This is a genomic window from Pseudomonas sp. Z003-0.4C(8344-21) (assembly GCF_900104975.1).
Classification (GTDB): Bacteria; Pseudomonadota; Gammaproteobacteria; order Pseudomonadales; family Pseudomonadaceae; genus Aquipseudomonas; species Aquipseudomonas granadensis.
The window spans coordinates 3,745,628-3,767,841 of record NZ_LT629756.1 but is presented as its reverse complement, the minus strand read 5'-3'; the positions used below and the strand labels follow the sequence as shown (position 1 = coordinate 3,767,841).

24 protein-coding genes are annotated in these 22,214 nt (G+C 61.7%); 9 read left to right on the top strand and 15 right to left on the bottom strand.

Annotation, left to right across the window (positions count from 1 at the left end; all coding sequences use genetic code 11):
* Positions 1–5: 5 nt before the first annotated feature.
* Genes BLU24_RS17025 through BLU24_RS17015 form a run of 3 tightly spaced genes read right to left on the bottom strand, consistent with a single transcriptional unit; the run spans position 6 to position 3,984 of the window.
* Positions 6–2,240 carry a xanthine dehydrogenase family protein molybdopterin-binding subunit gene (locus BLU24_RS17025; RefSeq protein ID WP_093101956.1) on the bottom strand — a complete coding sequence of 745 codons (2,235 nt, stop codon included), beginning with the start codon at positions 2,238–2,240 and terminating at the stop codon, positions 6–8.
* Positions 2,237–2,710, bottom strand: coding sequence for a (2Fe-2S)-binding protein (locus tag BLU24_RS17020; protein ID WP_093101954.1), 474 nt, complete (start codon positions 2,708–2,710; stop codon positions 2,237–2,239). The genes BLU24_RS17025 and BLU24_RS17020 overlap by 4 nt, the downstream gene beginning before the upstream one ends.
* Positions 2,707–3,984, bottom strand: a complete 1,278-nt coding sequence (locus tag BLU24_RS17015; protein ID WP_093101953.1) for a c-type cytochrome — start codon at positions 3,982–3,984, stop codon at positions 2,707–2,709. The genes BLU24_RS17020 and BLU24_RS17015 overlap by 4 nt, the downstream gene beginning before the upstream one ends.
* A gap of 288 nt (positions 3,985–4,272) precedes the next feature.
* Here BLU24_RS17015 and BLU24_RS17010 point away from each other — a divergent pair, with 288 nt between their 5' ends.
* Both BLU24_RS17010 and BLU24_RS17005 read left to right on the top strand, forming a co-directional pair.
* Positions 4,273–5,472 (top strand): MFS transporter, encoded by a 1,200-nt coding sequence (locus BLU24_RS17010; protein ID WP_093101952.1) that lies wholly within the window; start codon positions 4,273–4,275, stop codon positions 5,470–5,472.
* Positions 5,473–5,566: 94 nt separating this feature from the next.
* The gene (locus BLU24_RS17005; protein WP_093101951.1) at positions 5,567–6,472 is read left to right on the top strand and encodes a LysR family transcriptional regulator; all 906 of its coding nucleotides are present in this window, start codon (positions 5,567–5,569) and stop codon (positions 6,470–6,472) included.
* On the opposite strand, the gene BLU24_RS17000 is transcribed toward BLU24_RS17005, so the two are convergent.
* The 8 genes from BLU24_RS17000 to cyoA all read right to left on the bottom strand — a co-directional run bounded on the left by BLU24_RS17000 (position 6,432) and on the right by cyoA (position 13,035).
* Complete coding sequence (locus tag BLU24_RS17000) at positions 6,432–7,607, bottom strand: MFS transporter (RefSeq protein WP_093101950.1); 1,176 nt, start codon at positions 7,605–7,607, stop codon at positions 6,432–6,434. The two genes, BLU24_RS17005 and BLU24_RS17000, sit on opposite strands and share 41 nt — an antisense overlap.
* Positions 7,608–7,649: 42 nt before the next feature.
* The gene (locus tag BLU24_RS16995) at positions 7,650–7,892 is read right to left on the bottom strand and encodes a DUF2934 domain-containing protein (protein ID WP_090283032.1); all 243 of its coding nucleotides are present in this window, start codon (positions 7,890–7,892) and stop codon (positions 7,650–7,652) included.
* A gap of 39 nt (positions 7,893–7,931) precedes the next feature.
* The gene (locus tag BLU24_RS16990; protein WP_093101949.1) at positions 7,932–8,186 is read right to left on the bottom strand and encodes a metallothionein; all 255 of its coding nucleotides are present in this window, start codon (positions 8,184–8,186) and stop codon (positions 7,932–7,934) included.
* A gap of 111 nt (positions 8,187–8,297) precedes the next feature.
* The gene (gene cyoE / locus BLU24_RS16985) at positions 8,298–9,215 is read right to left on the bottom strand and encodes a heme o synthase (protein ID WP_093101948.1); all 918 of its coding nucleotides are present in this window, start codon (positions 9,213–9,215) and stop codon (positions 8,298–8,300) included.
* Positions 9,173–9,511, bottom strand: a complete 339-nt coding sequence (cyoD, locus tag BLU24_RS16980) for a cytochrome o ubiquinol oxidase subunit IV (RefSeq protein ID WP_093101947.1) — start codon at positions 9,509–9,511, stop codon at positions 9,173–9,175. Before cyoD ends, cyoE begins: the two co-directional genes overlap by 43 nt.
* Position 9,512: 1 nt before the next feature.
* Positions 9,513–10,127: a cytochrome o ubiquinol oxidase subunit III gene (locus BLU24_RS16975; RefSeq protein ID WP_093101946.1), complete on the bottom strand. Its 615-nt coding sequence runs from the start codon at positions 10,125–10,127 to the stop codon at positions 9,513–9,515.
* 2 nt (positions 10,128–10,129) lie between these two features.
* The gene (gene cyoB, locus BLU24_RS16970) at positions 10,130–12,103 is read right to left on the bottom strand and encodes a cytochrome o ubiquinol oxidase subunit I (RefSeq protein WP_093101945.1); all 1,974 of its coding nucleotides are present in this window, start codon (positions 12,101–12,103) and stop codon (positions 10,130–10,132) included.
* Between the two features lie 2 nt (positions 12,104–12,105).
* On the bottom strand, positions 12,106–13,035 hold the full coding sequence (cyoA, locus tag BLU24_RS16965) for a ubiquinol oxidase subunit II (RefSeq protein WP_093101944.1): 930 nt from the start codon (positions 13,033–13,035) through the stop codon (positions 12,106–12,108).
* Between the two features lie 345 nt (positions 13,036–13,380).
* On the opposite strand from cyoA, the gene BLU24_RS16960 reads away from it, so the two are divergent.
* Positions 13,381–13,695 carry a hypothetical protein gene (locus tag BLU24_RS16960; protein WP_093101943.1) on the top strand — a complete coding sequence of 105 codons (315 nt, stop codon included), beginning with the start codon at positions 13,381–13,383 and terminating at the stop codon, positions 13,693–13,695.
* 45 nt (positions 13,696–13,740) lie between these two features.
* Here the strand turns inward: BLU24_RS16960 and BLU24_RS16955 are convergent, their stop codons facing one another.
* Positions 13,741–14,910, bottom strand: coding sequence for a zinc-dependent alcohol dehydrogenase (locus BLU24_RS16955; RefSeq protein ID WP_093101942.1), 1,170 nt, complete (start codon positions 14,908–14,910; stop codon positions 13,741–13,743).
* On the bottom strand, positions 14,910–15,743 hold the full coding sequence (locus BLU24_RS16950) for an SRPBCC family protein (RefSeq protein ID WP_093101941.1): 834 nt from the start codon (positions 15,741–15,743) through the stop codon (positions 14,910–14,912). The genes BLU24_RS16955 and BLU24_RS16950 overlap by 1 nt, the downstream gene beginning before the upstream one ends.
* An 807-nt stretch (positions 15,744–16,550) precedes the next feature.
* Between BLU24_RS16950 and BLU24_RS16945 the strand changes: the two genes are divergently transcribed.
* Positions 16,551–17,309 (top strand): gamma-glutamyl-gamma-aminobutyrate hydrolase family protein, encoded by a 759-nt coding sequence (locus tag BLU24_RS16945; protein WP_093101940.1) that lies wholly within the window; start codon positions 16,551–16,553, stop codon positions 17,307–17,309.
* Between the two features lie 344 nt (positions 17,310–17,653).
* On the opposite strand, the gene BLU24_RS16940 is transcribed toward BLU24_RS16945, so the two are convergent.
* Positions 17,654–17,872: a hypothetical protein gene (locus BLU24_RS16940; RefSeq protein ID WP_093101939.1), complete on the bottom strand. Its 219-nt coding sequence runs from the start codon at positions 17,870–17,872 to the stop codon at positions 17,654–17,656.
* Positions 17,873–18,314: 442 nt separating this feature from the next.
* Here BLU24_RS16940 and BLU24_RS16935 point away from each other — a divergent pair, with 442 nt between their 5' ends.
* Genes BLU24_RS16935 through BLU24_RS16925 form a run of 3 tightly spaced genes read left to right on the top strand, consistent with a single transcriptional unit; the run spans position 18,315 to position 19,534 of the window.
* Positions 18,315–18,572, top strand: coding sequence for a DUF6555 family protein (locus tag BLU24_RS16935; protein ID WP_093101938.1), 258 nt, complete (start codon positions 18,315–18,317; stop codon positions 18,570–18,572).
* Positions 18,569–18,817 carry a hypothetical protein gene (locus BLU24_RS16930; RefSeq protein WP_093101937.1) on the top strand — a complete coding sequence of 83 codons (249 nt, stop codon included), beginning with the start codon at positions 18,569–18,571 and terminating at the stop codon, positions 18,815–18,817. The genes BLU24_RS16935 and BLU24_RS16930 overlap by 4 nt, the downstream gene beginning before the upstream one ends.
* 45 nt (positions 18,818–18,862) lie before the next feature.
* Entirely contained in the window at positions 18,863–19,534 is a 672-nt protein-coding gene (locus tag BLU24_RS16925) for an SOS response-associated peptidase family protein (RefSeq protein WP_093101936.1), read from the top strand.
* A 35-nt stretch (positions 19,535–19,569) separates the two neighbouring features.
* Here BLU24_RS16925 and BLU24_RS16920 read toward each other — a convergent pair whose 3' ends face one another.
* Positions 19,570–20,679, bottom strand: a complete 1,110-nt coding sequence (locus BLU24_RS16920) for a M28 family peptidase (protein WP_093101935.1) — start codon at positions 20,677–20,679, stop codon at positions 19,570–19,572.
* 252 nt (positions 20,680–20,931) lie between these two features.
* On the opposite strand from BLU24_RS16920, the gene BLU24_RS16915 reads away from it, so the two are divergent.
* Both BLU24_RS16915 and BLU24_RS16910 read left to right on the top strand, forming a co-directional pair.
* Positions 20,932–21,945, top strand: a complete 1,014-nt coding sequence (locus BLU24_RS16915) for a chemotaxis protein CheB (RefSeq protein WP_093101934.1) — start codon at positions 20,932–20,934, stop codon at positions 21,943–21,945.
* A gap of 22 nt (positions 21,946–21,967) precedes the next feature.
* Positions 21,968–22,207, top strand: coding sequence for a hypothetical protein (locus tag BLU24_RS16910; protein ID WP_093101933.1), 240 nt, complete (start codon positions 21,968–21,970; stop codon positions 22,205–22,207).
* The last annotated feature ends 7 nt before the right edge of the window (positions 22,208–22,214 follow it).

Here is a 22,214-nt window from a genome sequence, read left to right as displayed (position 1 = left end):
GGTGCTCAGGAGGGTTGGGTCGAACGGCTCAGCGGCAGGTTCAGCCAGCGCCGGCCGGTGGCATTGGCGACGGCATTGCCGAGCGCAGCGGCCATCGGCCCCTGGACAATTTCGGCGGCGCCGAGGAACGGTTCGCCGGGCTGGTCGAGCAAATGCACGTCGACTTTTTTCGGCAGTTGCGTGAAGCGCAGGATCGGATAGCCGCTCCAGTCGTAACTGCGAATGCCGCCCGCGTCGTAGGCGACTTTCTCGTACAGCGTCCAGCTCGCCGACTGCACGATGCCGCCCTCGACCTGATTGCGCAGGCCGTCGGGGCTGACGATCTGGCCGACATCCACCGCCGTCACCACATGCTCGATGCGCACTTCGCCGGTTTGCGGATGCACCCGCAGGCGCACGGCGAGGGCGCAGTAACCCATGATGTTTTTGTAGCGGGCGAAGGCGAAACCGATGCCGGCCCCGGGCTCGGGACTTTTTTGCGTCCAGTCGATGGCATCGCGCACCCGCTCGATCACCGCACGCGCACGCGGGTCGGTCAGATGCGCCAGGCGCAGGGCCACCGGATCGAGGCCGGATTTGTTTGCCAGTTCATCAATGCTCGCCTCGATCGCGAAAATATTGATGTGCGCCCCGAGCGAGCGCATCGCCGAGGTGCGAAACGGCATGGTGGTGACGAAGTTCATGTTGATCCGGGTCGCGCCGAGGTCATACAGCGGCACCGCGTTGCGGTCACCGTCGCCTTCGGGCTGGGCGATCGGCACCGAGGGCGCCGAGGTGAATGGCTGCGCCAACAGGCGCGCCGGCAACAAGCGCCCGGCATTGACGATGCGCTCGTTGTGCGGCGTGGTCCACAGTTCGTAGTTCCAGTCCTGCAGGCGATTGTTCGCCAGGCCGACGTCGACCTCGGCCACCATCGCCGAGCTGTACGGTTCCCAGAGATTTTCCTGCTCGCGCATCCACTGCACGCGCACCGGCGTGCCCGGCACGCGCATGGCGATCAACGCGGCGTCGGCGGCAGCATCGTCGGCACCGTTGTGGCCGTAACAGCCCGAGCCCTCGGTGTGGATGCAGCGCACCCGCTCCGGCGGCAGACGCAGCATTTCGGCGATGCCGGCGCGCAGCGGATAGACGCCTTGGGTATGCGTCCACACGGTCAGCACGCCGTCCTTGAACCAGGCCACGGCGCAGGACGGACCGATCGAACCGTGCATCAGGTATTGCTTGGTCACCCGCGCCTTGAAACGCGTTTCACTGGCGTTATTCACGTCGCCATTGTTGCTGATCGGATAGCGCCGCGAAGGCAGGCGCTTGAGCAAGGCATGAATATCAGCGGCCTCGGGAATTGCGTCGCCACCACGCCAGCGCGCAACCTCGCTGGCGCTGCGCATGGCCTTGATTGCTTGCCATTCGTCACGGGCAAGCACAGCGAGATAACTGCCGTCGCGGATTACCTTGACCACCCCGGCCAGTGCTTCAATGGCCGGCGCATCGAACGCCTCCAGTGTGCAACCCGGACGCGGCGGGCGAATCACCCGTGCATGGAGCATGCCGGGCAAGCGCATGTCCTGGACGAACGCGGCGCCGCCGCTGACTTTTGCCGGAATATCCAGACGCGGCAGCGAATGCCCGATCAGCTTGAAATCCGCCGCTGCCAGGCTCGGCGATTGCGCCTTGGCGTATTGGTGCACATCGACGTTGCTGACCGCTTCGGCGTAACTCATGCGGTGCCCGGTCGGTCCTTCGATCATTGCATCAGCGGTAGTCAGCTGCGCCGGGTCGACCTGCCAGCGGCGCGCGGCGGAGTCCATCAGCATCTCGCGCACTTGCGCAGCGGCATGGAACAGCGCGGTGCCGCTGTCGAAAATGCTGTGACTGCCGGCGGTGTAGCCTTCGTTGGGTGTCAGCGCGGTGTCGGCGGTGAGCAGGTTGATCGCACTGGCCGGCACTTGCAGGCGCTCGGCGGCGATTTGCAGCAACGCGGTCTTCACTCCGGTGCCCAGCTCGACCTTGCCGGTGTACACGGTGATACCGTCGGCGTCGATGCGAATCCACGCGTCGAGGTAGGGATTGGTGCGCAGGCTGCCCGGCAGATCCGGCGCGAGCACCACGGTGCCGAGCGTGTCGACTTCAGTGTCGGCCAGCGCCCGCCGCGCCATCGGCACCAGGGTGAAGGCCATCAGCAATGCGCCGCCGCGCAGGAATGCCCGGCGGCTCGGATTCAGACCGGTTGATTCGCTCATGACCGGCTCCCGTGTTGCCCGGCGACCAGGCTGATCGCCTCGATGATGCGCAAATGCGTGCCACAGCGGCACAGATTGCCGGCCATGTGCTCGCGAATGGTTTGCTCATCCGGGTGAGGATTTTGTTCGAGCAACGCTTGCGCACGCATCAGCATGCCGGCAATGCAGTAACCGCATTGCGCCGCCTGTTTCTCGATGAAGGCCGCTTGCAGCGGGCCCGGTTTTTCTGCACTGCCGAGGCTTTCCACGGTGCGGATCTGCTTGCCTTGCAGACCCGCGCAGGGCGTCAGGCAGGCGAATACCGGTTGGTCATCGACGATCACCGTGCAGGCGCCGCACTGACCCAGACCACAGCCGTACTTGGCGCCGTTCAGGCCCAGATGATTGCGCAGCGCATACAGCAGCGGCATGTCCGGCTCCAGCTCCAATGCCTGGGCGGCGCCGTTGACATTGAGGGTGATCTGGCTCATTTGGCCTCCTGACGTAACGCTTCAATAGTGGAAGAGAGGTCTGCCCAAGGCTGGTCTGGGCGCACCTGCTGGCGCAGATACACGGCCAGTGCGGCGAGCTGGCGGTTGTCGAGGCTGGCGGCGAACCCGGGCATTTGCGGTCCGGGCGAACCGGGCGTGGCCGGCAGCCCTTTGAGTACGGTCTTGAGGAAATTGCGCGAACTGGCCGCGTGCAGCGCCGAGGTGCTCTCCAGCGGCGGCCGCCCGTCGATCTCGCGCATCGGCGCGGCGCGACCATGGCAGCCGGCGCAGGCACTGGTAAACAGCAGCGCGCCTTGGGCAGTGGAGGCGGAATCGACTGGCGTTGGCGCCGTGGTTTCGGTAACCGTCGGCGGCTGCTCCAGGCTCAGCAGATACTCGGCAATCGCATCGGCTTCGCTGGCCGGCAGACGCGCCAGACTCAGGCTGACCGGGCGCATTGGGCCAGCCGCAGTACCGTGCCCGGCGACCACATCGGCACGCAGATAATCGACCAGTTGCTCGCGGTTCCACGGATTCGCCCGTTGCCCCAGACCGACCAGCGCCGGAGCCTCCCAGCCGTCGATGCTGCCGCCGTGCAGGTACTCGGAGGATTTCTCCGCACCGATCAGGTTGAGCGGTGAATGGCAGCCGGCGCAGTGCCCCGGCCCGTCGACCAGATAACGTCCACGGTTCCACGCCGCGCTGCGTTCGGCCACTGGCGTCAGCGGTTCGCCGTGCAGAAACAGCAGGTTCCAGAACGACACCAGCGGGCGAATGTTCATCGGGAAATTCATCTGGTTCTGCCGCGCCGGCGCCTGCACAGCGGGGCCGCTCATCAGGTAAGCATAGGCATCGGCGATGTCGTCGGCGCTCATGCGCCGGTAGTGCACGTAGGGAAATGCCGGATAGAGAAAATGCCCGTCACGCGCTATGCCCTGGCGCATTGCCCGCTCAAAAGCGGGCAGCGACCATTGGCCAATGCCGGTCTGCGCATCCGGGGTGATGTTGGTGCTGTACAGGGTGCCGAACGGTGTTACCAGCGGCAGTCCGCCAGCCAGATATTCACCGCCGGGGCGGGTATGGCAGACCGCGCAATCGCCGGCTTCGACGACTCGCGCACCGCGTTGGATCTGCGCCGTATCGAATATCGGAGGGCGCTTGATCGGCGCAATCGCCGGGCGCCACATCAACAGCACGGCCGCAATCAGAGCCACCGCAGCCAGCAGCGCAACGGCGATCCAGAAGGTGCGGGATTTCAGCCAGGGCAGGTTCATCAGAGCGAACCCGGCACAGGGCAAAACAGCGTGGGGAGGGATTGGCGAGTCATGCGAAGCTCCTTGTGGCGACCGGGGAAGGGCGCCGACGTCTGCGCCTCGGACAAAGCCTAGAGAACACTCGCGCGGCGGAGAATCCGCGCTTGGCGCAACAGCGCGTTGCGTCACAAGCAACGCCGTGTGCCGTTGCGCCACACGCATCAGTGCGTTGCCCGGCGCAGTGATTCTCGCGGCCCGGTGCTGGCCGTAGCCTTGGCTCACCTTTTCCAGACGCAATGAGGTGTCACCATGCTCACCGGCAATCCCGCCGCTACGGCCAAGGCCGAGCAACCCGCTTTACTCTCCGGCCTGATGGTCGCGTTCCTCGCATTCTGCTGTGGCGCAGTCGTGGCCAATCTTTATTACGCGCAGCCCATCGTCGAGTTGATCGCGCCGCAAATCGGCCTTTCCAGCGCGAATGCCAGCCTGATCGTCTCGCTGACCCAGTTCGGTTATGCCCTGGGCCTGCTGTTGCTGGTGCCGCTGGCCGACCTGATGGAAAACCGCCGTCTGGTGGTCGGTTTCACTCTTGCCGCGAGTGTCGCGCTGTTGTGCGCGGGGCTGACCCATTCGCCGTCGATGTTCCTGTTGTTTTCCCTGCTGATCGGCCTGACCTCGGTCGCCGTGCAGATCCTCGTGCCGCTGGCCGCGCATCTGGCGCCTGAAGCCACGCGCGGCCGGGTGGTCGGCAACATCATGAGCGGCCTGCTGCTGGGGATTCTGTTGTCGCGGCCACTGTCGAGCCTGTTGGTCGAAGTGTTCGGCTGGCGCGGGGTGTTTTTCAGCGCCGCCGGGTTGATGGCGGTCATTGCCCTGATCACTGCCGTTGCGCTGCCACGCCGTGTGCCGAGCCATAAAGCGACGTACACGGCGCTGATCGGTTCGGTATTTGCCTTGGCGCGCAAGCATGCACTGTTGCGTCAGCGTTCGCTGTATCAGGGGCTGCTGTTCGCCAGCTTCAGCCTGTTCTGGACCTTGGCGCCGATTGAACTGATGCGTCATCACGGCTTCAGTCAGGCGCAAGTGGCGATCTTCGCCCTGGTTGGCGCGGTCGGCGCGATTGCTGCACCGATTGCCGGTCGCCTGGCCGATGCCGGGCATGCAAGGCGCGGCACGCTGGTGGCGTTGCTGCTGGCTCCGATTTCGCTATTGATCGCTGCGCTGCCCGGCAGTGGCTACCTGTGGCTGGTGGTGTGTGCGGTGCTGCTGGATTTCGCCGTGCAGTTGAACCTGGTCCTCGGCCAGCGCGAGGTCTATGCGATCGACCCGCACAGCCGCGCGCGCCTCAATGCGGTGTACATGACCAGCATTTTCGTCGGCGGCGCCCTCGGTTCGCTGGTCGCCAGCCCGCTCTACGAGCACTTCGGCTGGAACCTTTCGGCGGTCGCGGTAGCGCTGTTGCCGGCCCTGGCGCTGGGGCTGTTCCTGAGCCACAAAGCCGATGCCTGAGTACGCGGCCCCTGCAGCCAAGCACGGCGATACAAGACGGCAAGCGCACGGTGATGCACAATCAGCGCCGTTCCTTTCCGACCGGACTCCGCTGATGGACAAGTTGCTGGCCTTGAAGATGTTTGTCGAAACAGTGCGCTGCGGGGGCTATTCCTCGGCGGCGCGCAAACTCGGGATCTCGACGTCTTCGGTGACCCGGCAGGTGGCGGGGCTGGAACACGAACTGGGCGCGAGCCTGCTCAACCGCACCACGCGCAACACCAGCGTGACGGTGGCCGGGCAGACCTACTTCGACAAGGCCGTGGCGATTCTCGAGGCCATCGACGAAGCCGACGCGGTGGTCGCTGACCGTGGCAGCGAGGCGCAAGGGCGGCTGCGCATCAGCGTGCCGGTGGAGTTCGGCCGGCGCCTTATTGCGCCACACCTGAGCCGCTTGCTGGCGCGCCATCCGGGCCTGGAAATCAGCCTGTCGCTGAGTGATCAGGTCAGCGACCTGCTCAGCGAACAGATCGACGTCTCGGTGCGCCTCGGCTCCTCGGTGGTCAGCGAGGACATCGTCAGCAAACGCGTCGGTCAGTTCCAGCGCTGGGTCGTCGCCAGTCCCGAGTATCTGGCGCGCAGTGCCGAGCTGTGCCATCCGCGCGACCTGCTCGACCATCAATGCCTGCGCTTCGATTACGCCGGCACCCACCAGCACTGGACCTTTCAGGGCGACGACGAAACCATCCAGCTCAACGTGCACGGGCGCCTGCAAAGTAACAATGCCGACATCCTTCGCGAAGCCGCTATCGACGGTGGCGGCGTGACGCTGCTGGCCGACTGGCTGGTTCGCGACGACGTGGCCGCCGGACGACTGGTGCGCGTGCTCGAGCAGTATCAGGTCAATCCCGGCACTGCCAGCACCTGCATCAACGCGCTGTACCTGCCCAACCACCGGGGCTCGAGCCGTATCAACGTGTTCATCGATTTTCTGCTGGAGATTCTCCAGCCGGCGGCTTGATCGACTGCTTTGCGGCGCTTGCTCTCGGCAGCATCGCCACGCCTGCAGCGAAGGCAAACGCGCACAGGGCGACGATCACCCCGGCGGTCTCCAGCACCGCGCCAAACAACGGCGTGCCGGCGGTTTGCCCCAGCGCCAGGACCAGAAACGGAATGCCCAGCCCCAGATCCGGACGATCCGGAAACAGGTTGATCCCCTGAATCAGATACACACCGGACGAGACGATGTAGGCCGCACCAAAAAGGCACATCGCCGCGAGTCCATAAACCGCTGAAACCGACGCCGCCGCCAATCCCAGTGTGCCAGTGGCAATCCCGGCCAGCGCCAACCGATGCGCGCGAGCGACGCCAAAACGACCGGTCAGTACGCCGGTGGCGCAGCCACTGATGCCCGCAGTGCCGAGCAATATCCACGCCCAGGCAATCGACCGATCAGAGAAACCAGCTTCAGCGCGCAGAATGTCGGCGCCGAACGTCCAGATGGCGGTGCTCGCCAGTCCCATCAGAAAGGCGCTGCAACACAGCGGCAATACACCGGGGCGGCGCAGCAGGGTCAAGGAAAACTTGCCCGTGGTTGCGTTTTCGCCACGGCGCGGTACGGCAAACCACAGCCACAGCGTAATGCCGACGCCCATCATCGCGAACAGCGCATACAACTGCCGCCACTGCCCTGAGGCGACCACCACGGCCAAACCGGAAAAAACGATGCCGGCAGCGGTGCCGGCGTTAATGAAGCCGTTGGCCCGCGCGCGCTGCGCCTCGGCAATACGGGCCGCCACCGCGCTGGCCAGCGGCGGTGAAGTGAGGCCGGTGCTCAATCCGGCGAGCGCCACGCCGCAGCCCAGCGCCAGGCCCGATTGGGCGAAGACGATCAAACCCATGCCGAACGAAGCGGCCGCACCGGCAAGCACCGTAAGTGCGCGCGGGCTGAGTTTGCCGTTACTGATGAATGTCGCGACGATGCCCACGCAGTAGGCCGCGAAGGCGCTGCCGCCGATCCAGCCGGCCGCCGAGACGCTGAGCGCCAGCTCCTGACGGATCTGCGGCAACAGCAGGCCGTAGGCAAACCGTGCCAGACCATAGGACAACGCCGTGAGGGCGAAAGCCGCCGCCACCAGGTTAGCGCCGCGCTTCAAAGCTTCAGCGCCCGATCAGGATTGGCGACGGCATGGTCAAGGTCATTTCGCTGCGGCGGAGGTTTTCTTGCGGGTTTTGCTCGCCGTGGCGGCGGGCGCCTCTTTGCTCTTTTTCCGTGGTGCCGGCGGCGCTACGCTGCTGGCGACGGAGCCGGGCAAGCCGTCGGAGTCGAAGGCATCGAGTTCGGCGCGGGCCTGGAACCAGTGATCGAAATCCTGTCCGTGCGGCCGGCCTTGCTCTTCCCAAAGGCGATAGGCGGTTTTGCGGATGGTTTCCTCGTCCATATCAATCTCTCCAGCGGGTAAAAAATCAGGGACTGCGCGTTACGGTGAAATCGGATCGCTGGCGGGGAAGGTTTCTTCCACCGCTTCGTCCAGTTTGGAATCACTGACGTTGCGCTCACTGTGCCCCAGGTTCTGCTCGCAGTGGCAACTGCTCGACGGGCAGGGCTGTCCATTGGGGTGAAGGTCGGCGCAGGCCTGACTGCAATAGCGTTTGCCGTCGCGCTCGACCGCGTTGTCGGCACTGCAGGTGCAGCCGGAGCAGGCGCATTGTGATGTTGAGGTGTCGTTAGCCATGTGGGCCTCCCGGTTGCTGATGGTTGTTGCGTTCATCAATTCTGATAACCGGCAGCGCGACAGGGTTTGAACGGATTTCTTCAGGACCGATGAGCGGTCGCTACGCGCTGGCTAAACGCTGAATGACGGCAGTACCGCGTTCAGCGCCAGCGACAGGTTCAACGCCAGAATCAACAGGATCGACACCACAAAAAGCCGTCGTGCCCAGGCTTTCGACGTGCGGCTGCTGACCCGCCGCGAGGCCAGGTATAACCAGTAGCCACCCAGGCCGACAATGACCAGCGGGTACGACACGTTGAGATTTGCCACCCAGCCCAACACGGCCGCGCTGATGAGGAACGCAAGCATGTACAGAATGATCTCGCGCCGTGCCTGATTCAGCGTCAGGGTTGGCAGCCCGGCGGCGCGGAAATCCTCGTGGCGCATCACGGTAATCGCGTGGGAATGCGGCATCTGCCAGCAGCAGAACACGATGACCAGCAACAGCGCGGTGGCGTCAAAATTGCCGGTCACCGCGCCATAGCCGATCACCGGCGGCATGGCGCCCGACAGGCTGCCAACCAGCGTGCCCCAATGCGAGCTGCGCTTCATCAGGCAGGTATAAACGCCTGCATAGATGATCAAGCCAATCGCCGCCAGCGCACAGGCCAGCGGCGTGGTGCCGGACCAGAGCAAGGCAAATCCGAGCAGTCCGAGCACGCCCGCATAACACAGCGCCGCCGGCACTGACACCGCACGGATCGCCAGCGCCCGATGACAGGTGCGGACCATGCGCCGATCGATATCGCGGTCGACGCAGTTATTGATCACGCAACCGCAAGCAATGATCAACGCGGTACCCATCACGGTGGCCGCCAGATGCGCGAGCGACAGAGGTCGCCCGGCAGCCGCGAGCAGGTAACCACCGAGTACCGATGCCAGATTGCCGAAGATGATCCCCGGTTTGGTCAGTTCAATGCCGACGTTGAGCGGTACCCTCCATTGCCTCAGTGCGCCAGCATGTTGTGGTGAATGCTGTCCATGATCCATAGCGAAAGCCCAACCAGCAGAAGAATGATGACCACCGAAAAGATCAGCGCAATCAGGTTCCAGCGCTGTTCCGAGGCGGTGTCCAGATGGAGGAAGTATTTGAGGTGGGCGAAGACCTGCACCACGCCGAGCGCCACCACCACCCACGCGGTGACGCTGCGCGGCAAGGTCGGAAACATCACCAGACCGAACGGAATCACGGTAAGGATCACCGAAATGATGAAACCGATCATGTACGAACGGCTGCTGCCGTGGCTGGTCCCGGCACTGCTGTGAACCTGACTTTGGTTATACATGTCACACCACCCCCAACAGATAAACCACGGTAAATACGCAAATCCATACGACATCGAGGAAATGCCAGAACAGGCTCAGGCAACTCAGGCGCGTGGTGTTGGTGTTGGTCAGGCCGCGGCTGCTGACCTGCGCCATCAAGATTGCCATCCACACCAGGCCGCTAAGCACGTGCGCGCCGTGGGTGCCGACCAGAGTGAAAAACGCGGTGAGGAAACCGCTGCGATCCGGGCCGTAGCCTTGTGCGATGAGGTGATGGAATTCGTTGATTTCCATCGCGATGAAGCCACAGCCCAGCACGAAGGTCACCGCCAGCCAGCGCAGCACATGGGCCTTGTCGTTGCGGTTCATCGCCAGCATGGCGTAGCCGTAGGTGATGCTGCTGAGCAGCAGCAGGGCGGTTTCAGCGAGGACGTAGGGCAACTCGAAAATATCGACAGTCGACGGCCCTCCGGCGACGCTGTCACGCAGCACGGCGTAGCCGGCGAACAGCGTGGCGAAGAGAATGCAGTCGGTCATCAGGTAGATCCAGAAACCGAACACCCGCATGGAACCGGCGTCTTCGTGGCCTTGCTCATGGCTGTGAGCGATGTCTTTTTCCAGGACGATATTGGACATGATCAAGCCTCCGCCAGGTCTTTGAGACGTGCTTTTTCGATCCGCGCCACTTCCTGCGCGGGGACGAAATAGTCGATGTCTTCGTCATAACTGCGCACGACCATGGCAACCACCGAGGCCACCAGACCGAAGATCGCCAGCCACCATATATGCCAGACCAGGGCGAAGCTGCAGATCAGCGCGAAAATGCTGATCACCAGACCGGCCGAGGTATTACGTGGCATGTGGATGGCGCGGTAATCGGTGTGGCTCAGGGTGCTGACGCCGCGCTCTTTCATGCCCCAGTAAGCGTCCAGATCGTTGACTTTCGGCTGCTCGGCGAAGTTGTAGAACGGTGGCGGCGAGGCCGTGGCCCATTCCAGCGTGCGACCATCCCACGGGTCACCGGTGAGGTCGCGATATTTCGCGCGGTTGCGGATGCTCACATACAGCTGCAGCGCCTGCGCGGACACGCCACAGAGGATGATGCCGACGCCGACCAGTTCCAGCAGCAGCCACGGTTGCCAGGCCGGGTTGTCGAAGTGGTTGAGGCGTCGGGTCATGCCCATGAAACCGAGCACGTAGGACGGCATGAAAGCGAAGTAGAAACCGATCAGCCAGCACCAGAAGGCGATGCGCCCGAGCCGGTCGTTGAGGCGGAAGCCAAAGGCTTTCGGGAACCAATAGGTCAGCCCGGCCATGTAGCCGAACACCGCGCCGCCGATGATCACGTTATGGAAGTGCGCAATCAGGAACAGGCTGTTGTGCAACAGGAAGTCCGCGCCGGGCACCGCCAGCAACACGCCGGTCATGCCGCCGATGCTGAACGTGACGATAAAGCCCAGCGTCCACAACATCGGCGTTTCGAAGCGCACCCGCCCGCGGTACATGGTGAACAGCCAGGTGAAGATTTTCACCCCGGTCGGCACCGCAATAATCATCGTCATGATGCCGAAGAACGCATTGACGTTGGCCCCGGCGCCCATGGTGAAGAAGTGGTGCAGCCAGACGATGAACGACAGGATGGTGATCGAGATCGTCGCCCACACCAGCGACACGTAGCCGAACAGACGCTTGCTGCTGAAGGTCGCGGCGATTTCGGAAAAGATCCCGAAGGCCGGCAGAATCAGGATGTACACCTCCGGGTGGCCCCAGGCCCAGATGAGGTTGACGTACATCATCGGGTTGCCGCCGGCCTCGTTGGTGAAGAAGTGCATGCCCAGATAGCGGTCGAGGGTGAGCATCAGCAGGGTCGCGGTGAGGATCGGGAACGCGGCGAGGATCAGCACCGAGGTACACAGGGCGTTCCAGGTGAACACCGGCATCTTGAACAGAGTCATGCCTTCGGTGCGCATTTTCAGAATGGTCACGAAGAAGTTGACCCCGGTGAGTAACGTGCCTATCCCGGATATCTGTAATGACCAGATGTAGTAATCGACACCCACCCCGGGGCTGTAGCCGAGTTCGGACAGGGGCGGGTAGGCGACCCAGCCGGTGCGGGCGAATTCACCGACGCCCAGCGAGATATTGACCAGCGCCGCACCGACCACGAACAGCCAGAAACTCAGCGCATTGAGAAACGGATAGGCCACATCGCGCGCGCCAATTTGCAACGGTACGACGATGTTCATCAGGCCGACCACGAACGGCATGGCCATGAAGAAAATCATGATCACGCCGTGGGCGGTGAAGATCTGGTCGTAATGTTCCGGCGGTAGATAACCCGGCCCGCCACTCGAGGCCATGGCCTGTTGGGTGCGCATCATGATCGCGTCGGAAAAGCCGCGCAGCAGCATGACCAGGGCGACGATGATGTACATGCAGCCGATTTTCTTGTGATCGACCGAGGTGAACCACTCGCGCCAGAGGTAACCCCACTTGCGCTTCCAGGTGACGGTGCCGACCAGGGCAAAACCCATCAGGCCAACGATGGCCAGGGTGTACATGACAATCGGCTCGTGCAATGGAACCGCGTCCCATGAAAGTTTCCCGAACATTGTTAACGCTCCTCGGCCAGCAGACTCGGTTGTTGATCGACACGCTTGTCGTCGCTGTTGCGTTGCACCTGGCTACCCGTGGGGCGCGGTGCCTTGTTCATGCCTTCGTACTTGTCGACGATATTCAGGAACAGTCGCTCTTGAACTTTCGAGTAATAAGTAATCGGGTGCGCAACCGAAGGCTTCGCCAGTTCGGCATAACTGTTCTGATCAAGTTGCTGGGGGGTGTTCCTGACCTTGTTTACCCACGCGTCATAGTCGGCGCCATTCAATGCCAGGGTGCTGAAGTGCATGTCGGAGAAGCCGTGGCCGTTATAGTTGGCGGCGATTCCGCGATATTGTCCGGCTTCATTAGCGATCAAGTGCAACTTGGTTTGCATGCCCGCCATGGCATATATCTGCCCGCCAAGAGCGGGAATAAAGAAGGAAGTCATGGCGGCGTCGGAAGTGACGGTGAAACTTACCGGTGTATTGACCGGCAGCGCTAGCTCATTGACCGAAGCAATGCCCAGGTCCGGGTAAATGAACAACCATTTCCAGTCCGTCGCGACGACCTGCACGTTCACCGGCGGGACATCGGAGTCGAGCGGTCGATAAGGGTCCAGCGCGTGCGTGGTTTCCCAGGTGACCCAGCCGAGCACGCAGATAATCAGGAACGGCACGCCCCAGACCACCGCTTCGATCTTGTGGGAACTGGCCCAGCGCGGCGAATACCGGGCTTTCTTGTTGGTGGCGCGATAGCGCCAGGCGAACAGGAAAGTCATCACAATGACCGGAATCACCACCAGCAGCATCAGGCCGGTCGCGAGGATGATCAGGTCGCGTTCATCCTTGGCCACCTGGCCCTTGGGGTTGAACACGATCAAGTTGCAACCGGCGAGAAGAACGCTGGTAGCGAGATAGGTCAGGCCATACCCAATGATTCGCTTCATACATGCTCCTGTATAAACGCCGATCCTCGTCCTGTGGCGGAACTGCGACGCACCTGAGTAAAACAATGAGTTGAGGTATTGCCGCTGCGTTTGTTTAAAGCGCAGCGAAGTTGCCTGCATCAATATTCAGGCGGCTGTAACAGTGGTTCATGTGAGCCACGATTTTTTGAATAAACCCTTGGGCATTGGTTTGACAAAATGTTACTGAACCTGACGAACGGTTGAACTAGCGAAGCGGCGGGGCAGAACTGGCGGACTATGCTGGAAATGACCTTTGGCAAATTCGGGAATCATCCAGCGACAGCCTGGGTCTTTGAATAAGCGGATTCAGATCAGGAGTACGACATGTTCAAACGCGGCGAGACCTACAACAAATGGAAGGCCACGGAGAGGGCGGAAAAGTGCCACACCGAAGAAGTTGAAAACGGCTGTCACATCGAGGTGCGGGCACGCGAGGCGGACGATGGCAACGTGGAAATGTTCATCAGCGTCTACACGGCGACCGGCGAATGCGCCTACGAGCGAATCAGAAAATTGCCCGGTATCGAATGGGAAGTTGAAGACGCGCTCAAGCGCGGCATCGATCAGGCAGAACGCATCGCTGGCGGCGAGTCGGGGCGATTGTCCTGTGCCGACGCGCACGGCCATGAGAATGAATGACAGCGCCGCTGACGCCGGCAAACGGCGTCAGCGGCGTTGCAACCTTCACGGCTTGAACACGGCGCGAATGCACTGATCGGTTTTCTCCTTGAACATCCGATAGCCTTCGGCGCCGTCCTCCAGGCTCATCGGATGGGTCAACAGCCATGACGGGTCCAGTTCGCCTTTCTGGATGTGCTCGAACAACGTCGGTGCGTAGCGTTGCCCCGGCTGTTGCCCTGAGCGCACGGTCAGCGCCTTGTTGACGATTGCGCCCATCGGGAATTTATCCAGCAACCCGCCATACACCCCGACCACCGACACCGTGCCGCCCTTGCGACAGGCGCGAATGGCCTGACGCAGCACGGTGCCGCGTTCGGTGTGCAGACGCAGCATCTGTTTGGTCTTGTCGTAGGCGTAGTCGATTTCTGTGCCGTGAGCTTCCATGCCGACGCAATCGATGCAGCGGTCCGGCCCGCGCCCGCCGGTCAGTTCCAGCAGCGCTTCGTGAACGTTGGTCTGCTCGTAATTGATCGGAATGGCGTTGCAGCGCTCTTCGGCCAGGCGCAGTCGCTCGGGGTAACGATCGATCGCAATGACCCGTTCGGCGCCGAGCAGATAAGCGCTGCAGATCGCCATGAGCCCGACGCCGCCACAGCCCCAGACCGCGACCGTTTCGCCCGGTTGAATGTCGGCGTTGTCGGCTGCGAAATAACCGGTGGGCGCGGCATCGGAGACAAACAGCGCCTGCTCGTCGCGCACGCCCTCGGGCACCTTGAACAGGTTGACTTCGGCGTAGGGCACACGCACGTAGGTGGCGTGGCTGCCGGGGTAGCCGCCGAACGCGTGGCTGTAGCCGATAATCCCGCAGCACGGTTGGCCGTAGGCGAGGTCGGTCACCGACGGATTGGGGTTGGAGTTGTCGCAGCAGGAAAAATCGCTGCGCTGGCACGGCTCGCAATTGCCGCAGCCGATGATGGAAATGGTGATGACCTTGTCGCCCTTGCGCAGGCCATTGACGCCGGGGCCAACCTCTACGATCTCGCCCATGAACTCATGGCCGATGATATCGCCCGGTTTCATCGCCGGAACGTAACCGCCGAGCAGGTGCAGATCGGAGCCGCAAACCGAGGACATCGTGACGCGGATGATCGCATCGCGCGGGTTGAGAATCGACGGATCAGGCACATTGTCGACTTGCAGATGGTTGGGTGCTTGCCAGGTGAGTGCGCGCATCAGTGAATCCCCCCTTCAATCGCCACGCCGGTTTTCACCGGTTGTTGACCGGCCGCGGTATGGCCGCTGTCGCCGTGGACATAAAAGAAATCATCGTCGCCTTCAGGGCGCATGCGGTTGTTGCTGACTTCGCCGGTTTCCATCTGTTGCTTCACCGCTTGCAAGCCATTGAGCAGCGCCTTGTCGCTGAACAGGCTGATTGCGCGGGCGAAGGCGTAACCGAGTTTGCCCATCGCCGGTTTGCACACGACCACCGCTTTGACCTGAGTGCCACGGTTGGCGGGGGCGGGGGTCAACGTCAGGGAGATGTCGTGTTGCCAACTGGATTGATCCGGGGTTTGCCAGTGCAGGGTGTTCGGGTCTTTGGCGGGCTGGCGGATCAGCGTCGTTTGCAGTTTGCGACCGGCGGGTGCGCGCAGCGTCCAGCAGGTGGTGTCGGGGCTGAGTTGTTCGACGCTGTCGACCCAGCGCAGCAGCGGCCCGATGTTTTCGACGCGGGTGATGAAGTCACGGACTTCTTCCAGCGGGCGGTTGATCGTTACGCTGCGGGTGATCGCTTCGCTGATCGGCCAGTGGTGTTCGCGGCTGAATTGCTGTTCGAACGGGGTAGGGGTGAGGGCCTGTTTCAAGCGGCAGTGGCCGGCGGCGCCGCGCCATACGCCGTATGCGCCGGCGACGATTTCCAGTGCGCCGGCGAGGCCGCCGGTGCGCCAGCCGTGCAAGAGCAGGGCGCCGCCGGCGGTGAGGGACAGGGCGCGTTCGGCGCCGCTCATTGCGCCGCGCTGGCCGGTGTCGTTTCTTGTGTGGGTGGCTATCAGTGGATGGTCAGTCATGTTGCGGTTCTCCATCGGTGTGTTTGCGATAGAAGAAATGCTGGCGTTTGCGGTTCCACTGGGTTTGTCGGTGGTGGGATGAAAGGTCGTCTGTGTGTGCGCAACACCCTTGTAGGAGTGAGCCTGCTCGCGATGACTTTCTTTCAGGCGCTGAGTTTTTTGGTTTGGGTACATATCCGTTGCTGCGGTAACGGCTTCTTATGGTTTCGCCCTTACGGCGACTCACTTTTTTTCAAACGCCAAAAAAAGTAAGCAAAAAACGCTTGCTCCTGCGTTCGGCCCTCGCAGGCTCGGGTCCCTTCGCTCCGGGATCGATCCGGGCGCAGCGGCTACGGTTTGCTTCGCTGCACCTACTTCCGCTGTGTCTGGCTGCGCCAGACGGTCGCTGCGCTCCCACGCCCGGATCAATCCCTCCACTCAGCCTTCCGACGTCGCCGGTGGATCAAGATCAAAAGCACTCGAGCTAAAGCTCATTGTTGAGTGGTGAGAAGCGGCGCATGGCTTTGTATTCGCGTCGTCGCTACCCCTCACCCCAGCCCTCTCCCTCTGGAGAGGGGGCCGATCTTTGGGCTTTTCAGAATTTGTGTTCGACTCGGTATTTCGGGTCGGTGTTGCTCTCACACCCACCTCGATCAGTTCCCTCTCCCTCCGGGAGAGGGCTAGGGTGAGGGGCTTTTGATCTTGATCGTTTGATTTTCAGGCAGGCAACCCAGATTGACCGCGCCCATAAAACCAACTGAACGCCCACCCCAACCCCGAACTCAAAAATTCCAGGCGAAACGCCCACAACCAAATCCGGGGGAGTGTATGTCTCGATTACCTGTCATTGCGGTCACGGCCAGTTGCTGGAAGATCGGTCCGCATGCGGTGCAGATGAATGACGACAAGAATTCGCGTGCGGTGGCCAGTGCGGCCGGTGGGCTGCCGCTGATTTTGCCGATGTTTCCTGATCTGCTTGATCCTGAGCAGATTGTCGCGAGTGTCGATGGTTTGCTGTTCACCGGTGCGCCGTCGAATATCGAGCCGTGTCATTACGGCGGGCCGCCGAGTCCGCCGGGGACTGAGCATGATCCGGCGCGTGATCATCTGACGCTGCCGTTGTTGCGCGTGGCGATTGCTGCCGGGTTGCCAGTGCTCGGTTTGTGTCGTGGGGTGCAGGAGCTGAATGTGGCCTTCGGCGGGACCTTGCACCAGCAGCTGGATGAGCCTGGCCCGGAGCATGAACCGCCAAGCGACGAGTCTATCGAAGAGCAGTACGCCAAGACCCACGACGTGACGGTGCAACCGGGCGGCGTCCTGGCGGGGCTTGGGCTTGAGGGGGCGATCAAGGTCAATTCCGTGCACGCCCAGGGCATCGCGCGGGTGGCTGAGGGTTTGCGTGTTGAGGCGGTGGCGGAGGACGGTTTGATCGAGGCGCTGTCGGTTGAGGGCAGCAAGGGATTTGCTTTGGGCGTGCAGTGGCATCCTGAGTGGCAGGTGCTGTCGCATCCGGAATATCTGAAGATATTTCACGCCTTCGGCGAGGCGTGCCGCCTGTATGCCGAACAACGTACCGCTGGGCTATAGCGGAGGGGATGTTAATAATGGTCAGCATTTAGGTGTCGGAGTTTAAACAAAAACAACATGTAACGAACAAGAGAAAAAAGCCCGTACAGGGTACGGGCAATTAAGGAGGGTACTCGTGAGCGACCTGCTTTTGGCAGGTCTGCTATTGGGAACGTACTGGCTGGAGTTGTTTCGTTTTTTCTTGAAGTTCATCTGACTAACGGTCACTTCTTTCAAAGCAGCGAAGAGTTAATATCAATCTGCCATTTTTTTGATATGTAACGGGTTTTGCTGACCGCCATAGCCAGTTGATCTGCGCGCACTGCAACGATCGTCCATAAGATGCGGGTGCGGCAGACATCAAACTAGCGCTTCGGCGGTGTTTTGAACTGGCTGTCGATCAGCATCATCTTCGCGGCGCAGAGCGCGAGGCCTTCATCAATGGCCTGCTCTTGTTGCAGCTTGATGCATCGCCCGCACAGCCCAGCATGGCCCGCGCCCGCCTTGTAGCGTTCCGCTTGCTGGGGGCTTTTGTACAGCCTGTTGCACCTTGTACAAGTATGCTGTTGATCATCGTCATCCATCACGCACTCTCCTGTTACGGCTCGATAGGCCAATTCAACCTTCGCACACGCTTCGGTGGTTTTGTATAAAAAACCGCGCGAAAAGCGCTTCGCTTATTAATTATTGAGGATCGGAAGATCAGGGTTTATTTGCACGTCAGTACAACTTTCGTGCCTGCGACTGCATGAGACGAGGTTTTGCGCGCAATGACACGGAAATGACAGGGCGAACGCAAACACGCTCAGGTTTGCACGCTGCAATTGCATCGCAAAGTTGTCAGGCAAGGGATCGTTAGTTGCCTTTCATTTGGCTGTTAAAAAAACATTACGCTCGACTTGTACAGATTTGGTGGCTCTGTATAGCTAGTTTTCAGGGCGTTGAAACGTATATCGAAATCCAGTCAAATTCTCTGAATTTCTCCGCGCGTGAAACATCCCTGTTTAGTAACAACAGGAGAGCCTCATGAGCCAAACAGAATTGTATGTGATCAACTACCGACTCCATGGCATGCCCAAGTCGTTCATTATCAGGACGAAACTGATGAACAACGCGGAAGCCTGGCAGTGGGCCAGTTGTGACGCGGGGTTGACCCCGATCCCCAAGCCCGGAAGGCCTCCCTTGAAGCGTTTTTCCAAACCGATGGCGGAGCGGTTCGGCGTGACCGACGTGCAATGGCGGGCCTCGAAGCCGGTGACCTGGGATGAGGACCTTGCGATATGACCAGACCCCTGTCAGACCCGGACCCCGACCCGCCCACCCAATGGGATGAAGCCATCGCCCGCAATACCGCGTTGTTCAGAGAGGCAGACCTGCTCGACGAGATCGCCTACAAGCTTATCCAGACGGGGGACGAAAATGCCGATGTCTGGTTGCGTTTCACTGAAGCAAAAGCGCTGGCCGATGCCAGGCGCAGGGCCGCTTACGAGGACTGGATGAACATCAAGCGGTTGATGGGCCGCCGCTGAGGCGGCCCGGCAGGCGTTTCCGGATCGAGTGTCAGGAGTGTCGTAATGTGTGAGTACATTGTTCAACACGCCGCCCCGCAGAAACTGGCGTCATGCTTTCTCGAAGGAAAGATTTCCCGTATCGAAGTGCTGGGCGTTGCGACCAACAGTAGCGCTGATGCCGATCATCGCCACAGCGGGCGCGGCGATCTGATCAAACCGGGCATGCAGGTCACCGGCATTCGCCATCGCGGCACAACCCTCGAGTGCCTGCCGGTACGCTGGGGCTGGTCGCCGTCGTGGTCGAGCGGGACGTTGCCGCCGCTGACGCATTTGCCGCTGCACCTGGTGATGCGCTCGAAAGTGTTCAACCGTGTCAAGCGTGACGGGCGCATGCTCGTCGCCGTCGAGGGCTGGTACGAGCCTCTGGACACCGGCATGACCGTGCACTCACGTAATCTGGCCTACACCACGTCGCGTCAGCCAGCCCCCATGTTCCTTGCGGCGCTTGCACAGGGCGGCGCCCCGAACGGATATGAAGGGCTGGCATTGGTGACTCATGAAGATGTCGAGATGAAACGCCAGCGGTTGCTGGCGTTTGCGGCGCAGGATGCGCTGGAATGGTTACGCCCCGACCTTGAGTGGGAGCAGGCGCGGGTGCTGGCGGTGCACTGCGCGGTGGTCGAGCCGCAGTTGGAGCATGTACTCACCTCCCAGCGAACCTTGCGTTTCAAGTAAACCGCCGCGCCATCGATTCGCACCGCTGCGCCGCCTCACGGCGCGCCGTCGCTCGGTTGATTTTTCAGGTATCGCACCAGCGTCGCGGCGCAGGCTTCGATCGCGCCATCCACCACCAGCTCGTAGCCATGCGTGTTCTCGGTCGGTATCGCCAGGCATCCGGCATGTGCGCTGACGCCTGAGCTCATCACCGCACTGGCATCGGAGGCGAAGTCCACCAGCAGGGCAAATTGCGGATCAAAGCCGCAATCCTTGGCGGCCGCGGCCAGTGCGGTCACCACATGTCTTGAGTAATAGCCTTTCTGGTCGCCGGTATTGATGATCGGGTCGACCTTCAACTGTGTCGCGTATTCGCTCATCACCGGACCGACTTCGACCGCAATGGTCGTTTCCCCGGGCAAATGCGCGGCGGCGTACATCGCGCCGGCGTTGCTTTCTTCTTCGAGGGTGGTGAAGACGAAGTAGGCGTCAAAGGGCAACTCGCTGCGCCAGTGTTGCACTTGCTCGACAGCTTGCAGCATGGCCACGACGGGCGCGCGGTCATCGAGAAAATGCGCGGCAATCGCATCGTTGACGCGAAACGGCGTTCGCCAGTGCTGGCTGAGCACCACCCGCGTGCCGGGACGGATGCCCATGCGTTGCAAGGCTTGCGGGTCCTGGCGGGTGATGATGTGCACGTCTTTCCATTGCACGGCGCCGCTGAGTACGTCCTGACCTTGCGGCGAGCCGGTGGTCGCGTGCATCGAGCCGAACGACAGCACGCCGGGCAGGATTTGCTCGTCGCCGAGAATGTCGACCGGGCATACGCCGAAGTTCACCGGATTGGCACCGCCCAGCGCCACCACCCGCAGAGTGCCGTCCGGCTCGATGCGTTTTACCACCATGGCGATTTCATCCATGTGGCCCATGATGCGCACCGCGCGGTTGGCATCGGCACTGGTGTTCCGGCCCTTGATCAAACCGATGACATTGCCGGCCGGATCGGTCCAGGTTTCATCGCAGTGACGCTGCAAGTGTTCCTGACAAATGCTCCGGACCTCGTCTTCCTGACCACCGGGGCCGCGCGCCATCAGCAGGCGCTTGAGCAGTGCTTCGGTGTTGGCCGTGGTCTCGCCATCGGCGGCCTGTTCGCGGGTTTTCGGCATCGCTTTCAGTCCTCTTTGACGTGCGCCCCGTTGCGGGCCGCTCTACGTTTAGGAAGGCATGGGCGTTAAAAATTCAATCGCAGGCGCCACGACCGGCGATTGAAGATTTCTTCGAACCTTCGTTCGCTTCGACCGATCACAACAGACACAACGATCATTTTTTCAAGCGGGGCACGGTGCGCCCGCAACAGCATGCCAGCGCGGTCAGAGGGCAAAATCGGCGCTTTCGATCCGGCAGTAAGGACGTAGAACATGAATCAACACAAGCCGGTCGAACAGATCATTGTCATTGGTGTTTCAAGCGGTGGACTGGCCGCATTGCGCGTGCTGCTGGAGCAGTTTCCACGCGATCTGCCGGCAGCGGTGTTCATCACCATGCACATCGGCGATCAGCCGAGCCTGCTGCCTAGCCTGCTGACGCACACCTCGTCGCTCGACATCAGTTTCGCCGCAAGCGGCGCCAGGCCAGCCAATGGCTGCGTGTACATCGCACCGCCGGACAAGCACTTGCTGATCAAGCGCGACACGGTGCAACTGGTGCGCAGCGCCAAGGAGAACCATGCGCGCCCGGCCATCGATCCGATGTTTCGCTCGGCCGCGACCAGTTACGGCGACAGAGCCATTGGCGTGATGCTGACCGGCGAGCTGGATGACGGCGTGGTCGGGCTGCAAGCGATCAAAGCGTATGGCGGTCAGGTGTTCGTGCAGGACCCGGACACCGCCGAAGCGCCGTCGATGCCACGCAATGCATTGCGGCATGTGCAGGTGGACGTGTGCCTGCCGCTGAACACACTGGGCACGGCGTTGGTCGAGGCGGTCCGGCAACGCGCGGACGGCGCTCATTCGTCGGTGCAGCCGCCACGCATCGAGCCGTACGCGACGGAAAACGAACTCACCGAAAGCCTCAGTCGCGGCGGCGCTTATGTCCTGGACGGGATCGGCAAGGTCGCCGGTATATCCTGCCCGGAATGTGGCGGGGCGCTGTGGGAAGTCGGCGATACCCCGCCGCGTTTTCGCTGTCACACCGGGCACGCCTACACCAGCCGCGCCTTGTTCCACGCCCAGAATGCAACCGTCGAAGAAGCGCTGTGGGTGGCGATTCGCGCCTTGCACGAAAAGCAGTTGCTGCTCGGGCGGCTGATGCAGAGCAGCAAGGACCACGGCCGCACCAGCGCGTTGAAGGAATACGAACTGACCAGCGAAGGTCTCGAGAACCACAAGGATACGTTGCGCGGCCTGCTGACGAGCCTGCGTTCGGTTGAATGATGACGAGGTCTGGATGGCAAACATGAGTGTCGACAGCAAAGCCCAGGTCGCCAGCATTTTTGAGCAATTGCTGAGTCTGCGCGAGAGCGTGAACACCTTGCGCGAGATCGAGGAGGGCAGCGCCACGCTGCGTGGCCAGCAGACGATGGACGTCGACGGCGCGTTCGATCTGGTTTTCGAAAAGCTGCAAGACAACATCGCCGGCATGGAGGAGGCACTGGCGACGCTGGCCGAAGCCACGGGCGACGTGCCCAAGTTCTAGTCTGCCG